Source organism: Arthrobacter sp. TJ-238 (assembly GCF_058269215.1).
In genome coordinates, this window is the sequence record NZ_JBZCNH010000010.1 from 93831 (window position 1) to 100146 (window position 6316).

Below are 6316 nucleotides of genomic sequence, written 5' to 3' on the forward strand. Positions count from 1 at the left end.
GCATGACGCGCATCATCTCCGGGGCCGCGGGCGGCTCGACCCTCACCAGCGTCGACGGGAACGGCACGCGTCCCACGACCGACCGGGTGAAGGAAGCCCTGTTCTCCAGTCTCGAGTCGTACAACGTGGTGCATGGCGCGCACGTGCTGGACCTCTACGCGGGCTCCGGGTCGCTCGGCGTCGAGAGTGCGAGCCGGGGCGCCGCGTCGGTGGACCTCGTCGAATCGGTCGACCGGGCCGCCGCCGTCGCCCAGCGCAACGCCGACCTCGTGAACCGCGTTCTGGGCTGGACGGCGGTGCGCGTGCACCGGACCAGGGTGGAGACCTACCTGGAACGCGTCGCCCCCGACGTCACGTGGGACCTCGTCCTCATGGACCCGCCGTACACGGTGCGGGAGGACGGCGTGCTCTCCGTCCTGGCGGCCCTCGAGACGAGGCTCACCGAAGGGGCCGTCGTCGTCGTCGAGCGCTCCGCCCGTTCGCCCGAACCGGCATGGCCCGCATGGCTGGAGCGGTTCTCCGACAAGAAGTACGGGGAGACGCGCCTGTGGTTCCTCGAACCCACCGTTGACTGACGTGCGGCCCCGGCGCGGGCCGGGCTCTGCCGCCCGCCTCTGCCTGGTCAACCCGTGTCTGGAGAGCCCCCGATGCACCGTGTTTGGCTAATCACTACACCTAACCTTGCGTGTACCAGAGAAGACTGGCATAGAGATTACGGGCCGCTCTGTAGTAACCCCAGCTCGAAGGGTTTCTGGAGCGCAGCAATCTCACCGCTGGCCGGCTGAATACTGCGTTAAATTCTGCGGCCGGGATCTCGGCAATGATCGCGCTTAGGTCCGTCGCAATGGGCGCGAACTCTGCGATGAGCCGCGGGCTCATGTGGAGCTTGTTCGCGCGTTCGATGTCCTCGGGCGTGGGTATGCGTCGGATCACATGGGCCGCGTTGCGGGGCGGTACCCTCTGGGCTAAGTCGAAAGCGGGAGTGCCGACTTTCGAGAACGGCCTCGGGGTGACAGTGCCACAAACCTGAGCGTACGAGCCGCTCAGCCGGTCCTTGTCGAAGGGCAGAAGAGACAACCCGGCGACCATGCTCTCGATAAGATCCATCCCGAGCACATTGGCACCCCGGCTCTGCGCGTCAAGTCGCAGTGCAAGTGAAGCGCCGGCAAGAGTGTAAAGGGGATCAAACCGAGCCGCAAAGGGGGAAATTGAGCGGCTGATTTCGCCCACGAAATAGCGGTTGCGCCTGTTCATGTAAACGTAGTCAAGGCGTGCGTCCGCTCGCACTCCCTCGTTCTCACTCAACGCGATATCTGACTGGAGTGACTTCTGCGTCATCTCCACCAACCCCCCGGAGATGATCCGCATCGTGGGGCCGGCAGCGAACGCAGATCTTCCGTAGACGTGTTCAGCAACTACCCGCGGGTCACCGTCGCCGGTTGCGCCCCTGCCATAGGACGATCGAAAGAGTTCCCCATACCCGCCACTGGCCATCGCCGTGGAGGACTTCGCGGTGCCCTTGTGCGCGGCTCCCGAAATGATTCCTGCTGTGTGTTGGAGTGGCCACAGCAGACCCTCCCTCGTGGATTCGGGAACACGAACCGCGTCGACACCCGGTGCCCTGGTCATCGTGAGCCCGTATTCGACGGCAAGACGCTGAGCGACAACCTGATCCGGCTCCGTTGGTCCTCCTGAGCAGTAGAAGGAGAACGCGTCGACGGTGCCTGAGGCGAGGATTGACGCGAGGACTATTCGGGAATCAACGCCACCGGTGAGGTGGGCTACTCGGCGGGCTAGCCCGGCGCCGGCAAGGGCTTGCACATTCTCCGAAATGTCCTTCTGAGCATGGTCCAGGGATTCGCTGTACGGGTCTGCATTGGTGAAGATCCAGGTCTTCACGGGGTAATGGAGCACCTCGACACGCTGTGCAGAGATCTCGATATAGGCGAACTGCGGGAGCGGAAAAATGCCCTCGTAACTGGACTCAACCAAACCCCCGCTACCAGTAGCCGCGTGTAGTGCCGCATATTCAAGCGATTTTCTCGGTCTCTTACCAATGTTCCCCAGAAACGTCACGAGCGCGTTGAGATCGGAAGATGCAGCCCAGCCGTCCCGCGTCTTCGTGGGTGAAGACGATCCCGCCCCCGAGAGGATCGGGGAGTATCGTGATGGTCTGGGCCGCTCGATCAGCCACGTACAGCGTGAGGCTGCCCCGAAGGTCTTGACCTAGTTGGGCGAGGGGCACGCTCTCGTACCGAGCCAGGACGGCTGCGGCACCATGGGATCATCGATAAATTGCCCACGGAGGACCCCGACTCCATGCGCATGGACAGTCCTCCCTGCGGCACATTCAACCGATGCCCCACCGATGATATGCACATTGGGAATGACTTCGGTTGAAACCAGCTGCACCGACAGCTTCGCAGAACGGTAGATAACCGGCACAGCACTCAAAGGGCGGACTCAATTCATCAGGTGGTTGAAAGGCCAAACTAGCATCAGGTGACCCTTTCGACTATTAGCAACACGATCAACCGGAAATCTAAGTACGGTCGTCCTGCTGCACGGACACCACAACAATTCGAACCAAGCGTGAGCTCATCGAGCGCGGCAACCCCGTGCGGAGATGAATGAGCTTTCCGAGCACCAGAGGAAGTTGGCCGGTTCACGCTACACCGCGAGCTGCCTTGGTACACACCCACCCCGGGACGAGGCCCGATCAGCCCTGTCATCGCAGTCCCGTCCTCCTCGTGAATCGGGCATTTTCGTCGTTCGTCGACCCCCTTGGGTAATGTTCATGCAGCGAACAAGACCTGGGGGAGAAGCGCATGAGCATAGAACTAGGATTCGAGAACCTGTTTCAGTTGAGGGCGACAGTCCCTCCAACCGGCAAGTCCTACGCGTTCTACCTGTACTTGGACGACGAGGTAATCGAACGCACACCCTATGGGCCGAGCAACACCCACAGGTTTGCGCTACAGCAGCCGGGGCCCTACCGGGTGAAATGGTACATCCGGTCTGCGGCTGGGGACACAACGTCTGGCATCAGCGAGAGAATCCGCTTCACCGGCTTCCCAGATGCACCGCAGGTCGCTGCTCCAGGCAGCTATGGGATTTTCGGTCTGACGCGGGCGGGTGCTTTCGCTGCACACGTTCTCGCGGTCAAAGGCGATGTCAGCTGCTTCATCGATCCCACCGGTCAGCATGTAGGCGAAGTGTTCTTCGATCGCCCGGTCATCCGCATCGACGAAATACCCAGCGACCTCGTCATCGTCGGACATGAAGGGCATCTCGGCGAACTGGCCGACCTCCGGCCATTCTCGTTTTCGGCGGGGTCGGTGGATATCCTGACAAAGGAATTTCACAAGTTCGGAGCCATGGATCTCTACCGGATCGCCCGGTCAGCTCATCTGGAGGGTATGACGACCGGCGCGTATGTCATCGAGCAGTTCATCCAGACCAAGTACAACTGCCGGGTTCCCTTCAAAGCGAGAATAGGCGAAGGAACCCGACTCGGAATCGGCGGCATCGGAACAATCATCCACCCTGCTTCGGTCATTGGTCGAGACTGCGTCATTGCGCAAAACGTCACCCTCGGCATCCGGTCCAATGGGAACGGGTCCCCAGTGATCGGCGACAACGTCTTCATCGGCCCCGGGGCGAAATGCTTTGGCGGGAAGATCGGTAGCAACGTCGTGATCGGGGCAAACGCGGTGGTGCTCATGGAAGTCCCTGATAATTGTGTCGTTGCAGGTGTGCCAGCACGAATCATCAGCAAAGACATCGAAAAATACGCCAGCTACACCCATCGGCCTCCTCGCCTCCCCGTTACGCGCTGAGCGCGGCACCCCCGTTGGCGGGTGTGTTGCCGCTGCCTGTGTAAATGCGTTCCGTGCCGTAGTGCTGAAGGAACGGGTCAAAGGCTCCAGTGCGGGATGCGGTGATGGGCGAGGATCCGGGAGACGGTCCGGACCGGCTCTCCGGCGGCGGGCGGGATTTGCGAGGGACCGGCCAGCAGATGGGTCCGACGCTTGGCGGCGGACCCATCTGCTTTCTGACACTCCGAACTCTTCGATGAAGTGGGCGACAAAGCTGCCCGCCAAAACTCGTCCGGCGATGAGGCCGGGCCAGAATGGCTTGGACAAGGGGTCACAAGGACCGCGGCGGAGGCGGGGAACTGAATAGCTTCACTAGGCCCGGAGGCCCTCCCTGCTATTAAGACCTACATGTCACCAGGTCCTGACTGAGTGAGGCTAGGCCCGGCGCTTCGTCTTGACCAGAGCCACCGCACCTGCGGCGAGCCCGAGGAGCCCTGCCACGAGGCCGATCCACGCCACGGCGGAGGTGGAGCCCGTGTCCGTGCTGGACGCGGTCTGCTCGGCGTCGATCGCCTCGGGGGTCTCCGTGCTCTCCGCGGCCGTGTGCGAGCCTCCGTGGGCATCACCCTCGGCCGCGACGGTGGTCACGAAGGACGGCGCGGGCTTGTCCGGCTCCTCCGCTCCCTCCTCGGCCTCCTGGCTCCACTCCACGACGTCGCCGTCGGTGTAGGACTGCGTGGCCGGAAGCAGCACGGTGGACCCGGCCTCGGGCAGGCGCCCGACCGAGATCGAGAACGTCTGGTACTCCTGCTGCGAGATCTCCGCGCCGGCCTCGGCCGTCCACACGACGGACAGCGGCGCCTCAGTGAGGGTCGCGCCGTCGTCCGTGGTGACGGGCGCCGGCAGGGCGCCGGTGACCACCTCGGCCGTCCAGCCCTCGACCGGCTTGACCCGGACGGAGGTGAACGGCTGCTCGGTGGGGAGCTGCACCTCGAGCTTGTTCGTGGCCGCGCTCTCCGATTCATTGGGGACGCTGAACGTGAGCTGCGAGTACCCGTTCTCCGTGGTGGAGGCGGGGGAGACGGTGACATGGGCGTTGGCGGCGCCGAGGCCGAACGCCATGAATCCGGCGGTGGTCAGGGCGACGGCGCGGGCGCGCCTGGAAGAGGACGTCATGGAAATGCCTTTCGGGAGTGCGCTCCGGGCCGCGATGGCGGCAGATGGCGGAGCAGCGGGGAATCGGGGTCATCGGGGAAGCCCGTCCGGCCCGGTTCCTGGCGGATCCGGTCAGGCGGGCAGCGCGATCACCGGCGGACCCCGCAGGCTCGGCACCGAGGCATGGACGGACAGCGGTGCGACGGGCGGCAGACCGTCCAGCACGGGCCCGCGTCGCGCGGGGGGAAGGGGTGCGGGTACAGGGCGCACGAGCAGGGGCCGGAGCCAGGCGCGCAGCAGGGCCAGGGCCTGCTCGCTGCGGGAGACCGCGACGGCAAGGACCACGGTGGCCAGGGCGTGCAGCAGGACCATGGCGGGGCCGGCGGAGGCACCGCCCATCTGCTCCTGGCTGGCCGGTGAACAGGCGAGCTCGAACGCGGCATGGTGTCCGGGCATCGCCGACGAACTCCGGCAGACGGCGGGGACCGCCGTCATCCCGAACACGGTGTGCAGCAGGACCTGTCCGGCGCCCATCGTCAGGAGTCCGGAGCGGAACGAGAGCGGACCCCGGGTGAGCCGCATCATGGGGACGAGGAGGAGTACGCCGATCAGGAGCAGGACGCCCGGGGCGGGGAGGTGCCCTGCCGCGAGGACATGGGACGCGGAGGAGACGGAGAGGGTCAGCGCCACGAGGGCGACGGACCGGACATAGGACAGGGCTGCAGCCATCCGATGCCTCCTCCGTGTCGTGTCCCGCGCTCGCGGCAGCTTCGCCGGGCCGGCGAGATGCTTCCCTCACAGGGTACCGTCGCGGTCCGGACCGGCGCCGTGCATGTACTTCGCGTGCGGCGCGCTTCCGGATGGGCCGCCGGCAGGATGCGCCGGTTCCCTGTCTCGCGGGTCCCGGCTAGGTCCGTCGGTCCGGCCGGCGGATCGGGTGACGTCCTCCTCGGCTCCGGAAGGAGGCGACGCTGCAGGCTGCGGGCCTGCCGCTCGGTTGCACGGCCGGCCTAGTCCCCGGGATCCGGCTGGCGCGGATCCTGCTCGCCCATGTCCGCGCTGCCCAGGGCCGCGCCCGCAGGGGAGTGGCTGGTCTCGTTGAAGCGGGCCATGAGTTCGGGGTGGTGCAGGTCCAGGGCGGGGCGCTCGGAGCGGATGCGGGGCAGCGAGGTGAAGTTGTGGCGCGGCGGCGGGCACGACGTCGCCCACTCGAGGGAGGCACCGAAGCCCCACGGGTCGTCCACCTCGATCTTCTTGCCGGTCCGCCACGTGATGTAGACGTTCCAGAAGAACGGGATCAGGGAGGCGCCCAGGACGAAGGAGCCGATGGTGGAGAACTGGTT

The 6316-nt window shown here is 65.2% G+C and carries 5 protein-coding genes and 1 pseudogene; 2 read left to right on the top strand and 4 right to left on the bottom strand.

All coding sequences use genetic code 11. From position 1 onward, the window contains the following. Nucleotides 1–2 precede the first annotated feature (2 nt). Complete coding sequence (rsmD, locus tag AC4D2O_RS17880; protein ID WP_490908718.1) at nucleotides 3–575, top strand: 16S rRNA (guanine(966)-N(2))-methyltransferase RsmD; 573 nt, start codon at nucleotides 3–5, stop codon at nucleotides 573–575. A gap of 100 nt (nucleotides 576–675) precedes the next feature. On the opposite strand, the gene AC4D2O_RS17885 is transcribed toward rsmD, so the two are convergent. Beyond that, a complete protein-coding gene (locus tag AC4D2O_RS17885) occupies nucleotides 676–2076 on the bottom strand; it encodes a hypothetical protein (protein ID WP_490908719.1) in 1401 nt (466 codons plus the stop codon). A gap of 752 nt (nucleotides 2077–2828) precedes the next feature. On the opposite strand from AC4D2O_RS17885, the gene AC4D2O_RS17890 reads away from it, so the two are divergent. Continuing rightward, the gene (locus AC4D2O_RS17890) at nucleotides 2829–3839 is read left to right on the top strand and encodes a serine O-acetyltransferase (protein WP_490908720.1); all 1011 of its coding nucleotides are present in this window, start codon (nucleotides 2829–2831) and stop codon (nucleotides 3837–3839) included. Nucleotides 3840–4253: 414 nt separating this feature from the next. Here AC4D2O_RS17890 and AC4D2O_RS17895 read toward each other — a convergent pair whose 3' ends face one another. From AC4D2O_RS17895 to AC4D2O_RS17905, 3 genes and pseudogenes are all read right to left on the bottom strand, one after another. Next, a complete protein-coding gene (locus AC4D2O_RS17895; RefSeq protein WP_490908721.1) occupies nucleotides 4254–4994 on the bottom strand; it encodes a YcnI family copper-binding membrane protein in 741 nt (246 codons plus the stop codon). Between the two features lie 111 nt (nucleotides 4995–5105). Further along, complete coding sequence (locus AC4D2O_RS17900; protein ID WP_490908722.1) at nucleotides 5106–5702, bottom strand: hypothetical protein; 597 nt, start codon at nucleotides 5700–5702, stop codon at nucleotides 5106–5108. 281 nt (nucleotides 5703–5983) lie between these two features. Beyond that, nucleotides 5984–6316 (bottom strand): annotated as a pseudogene (locus AC4D2O_RS17905) (aa3-type cytochrome oxidase subunit I); the annotation flags it as partial.

What these genes read in the sequence shown, in the direction of transcription:
- rsmD (WP_490908718.1), top strand. Translation starts at nt 3, where the DNA reads ATGACGCGCATCATCTCCGGGGCCGCGGGCGGCTCGACCCTCACCAGC.
- AC4D2O_RS17890 (WP_490908720.1), top strand. Translation starts at nt 2,829, where the DNA reads ATGAGCATAGAACTAGGATTCGAGAACCTGTTTCAGTTGAGGGCGACA.
- AC4D2O_RS17895 (WP_490908721.1), bottom strand. Translation starts at nt 4,994, where the DNA reads ATGACGTCCTCTTCCAGGCGCGCCCGCGCCGTCGCCCTGACCACCGCC.
- AC4D2O_RS17900 (WP_490908722.1), bottom strand. Translation starts at nt 5,702, where the DNA reads ATGGCTGCAGCCCTGTCCTATGTCCGGTCCGTCGCCCTCGTGGCGCTG.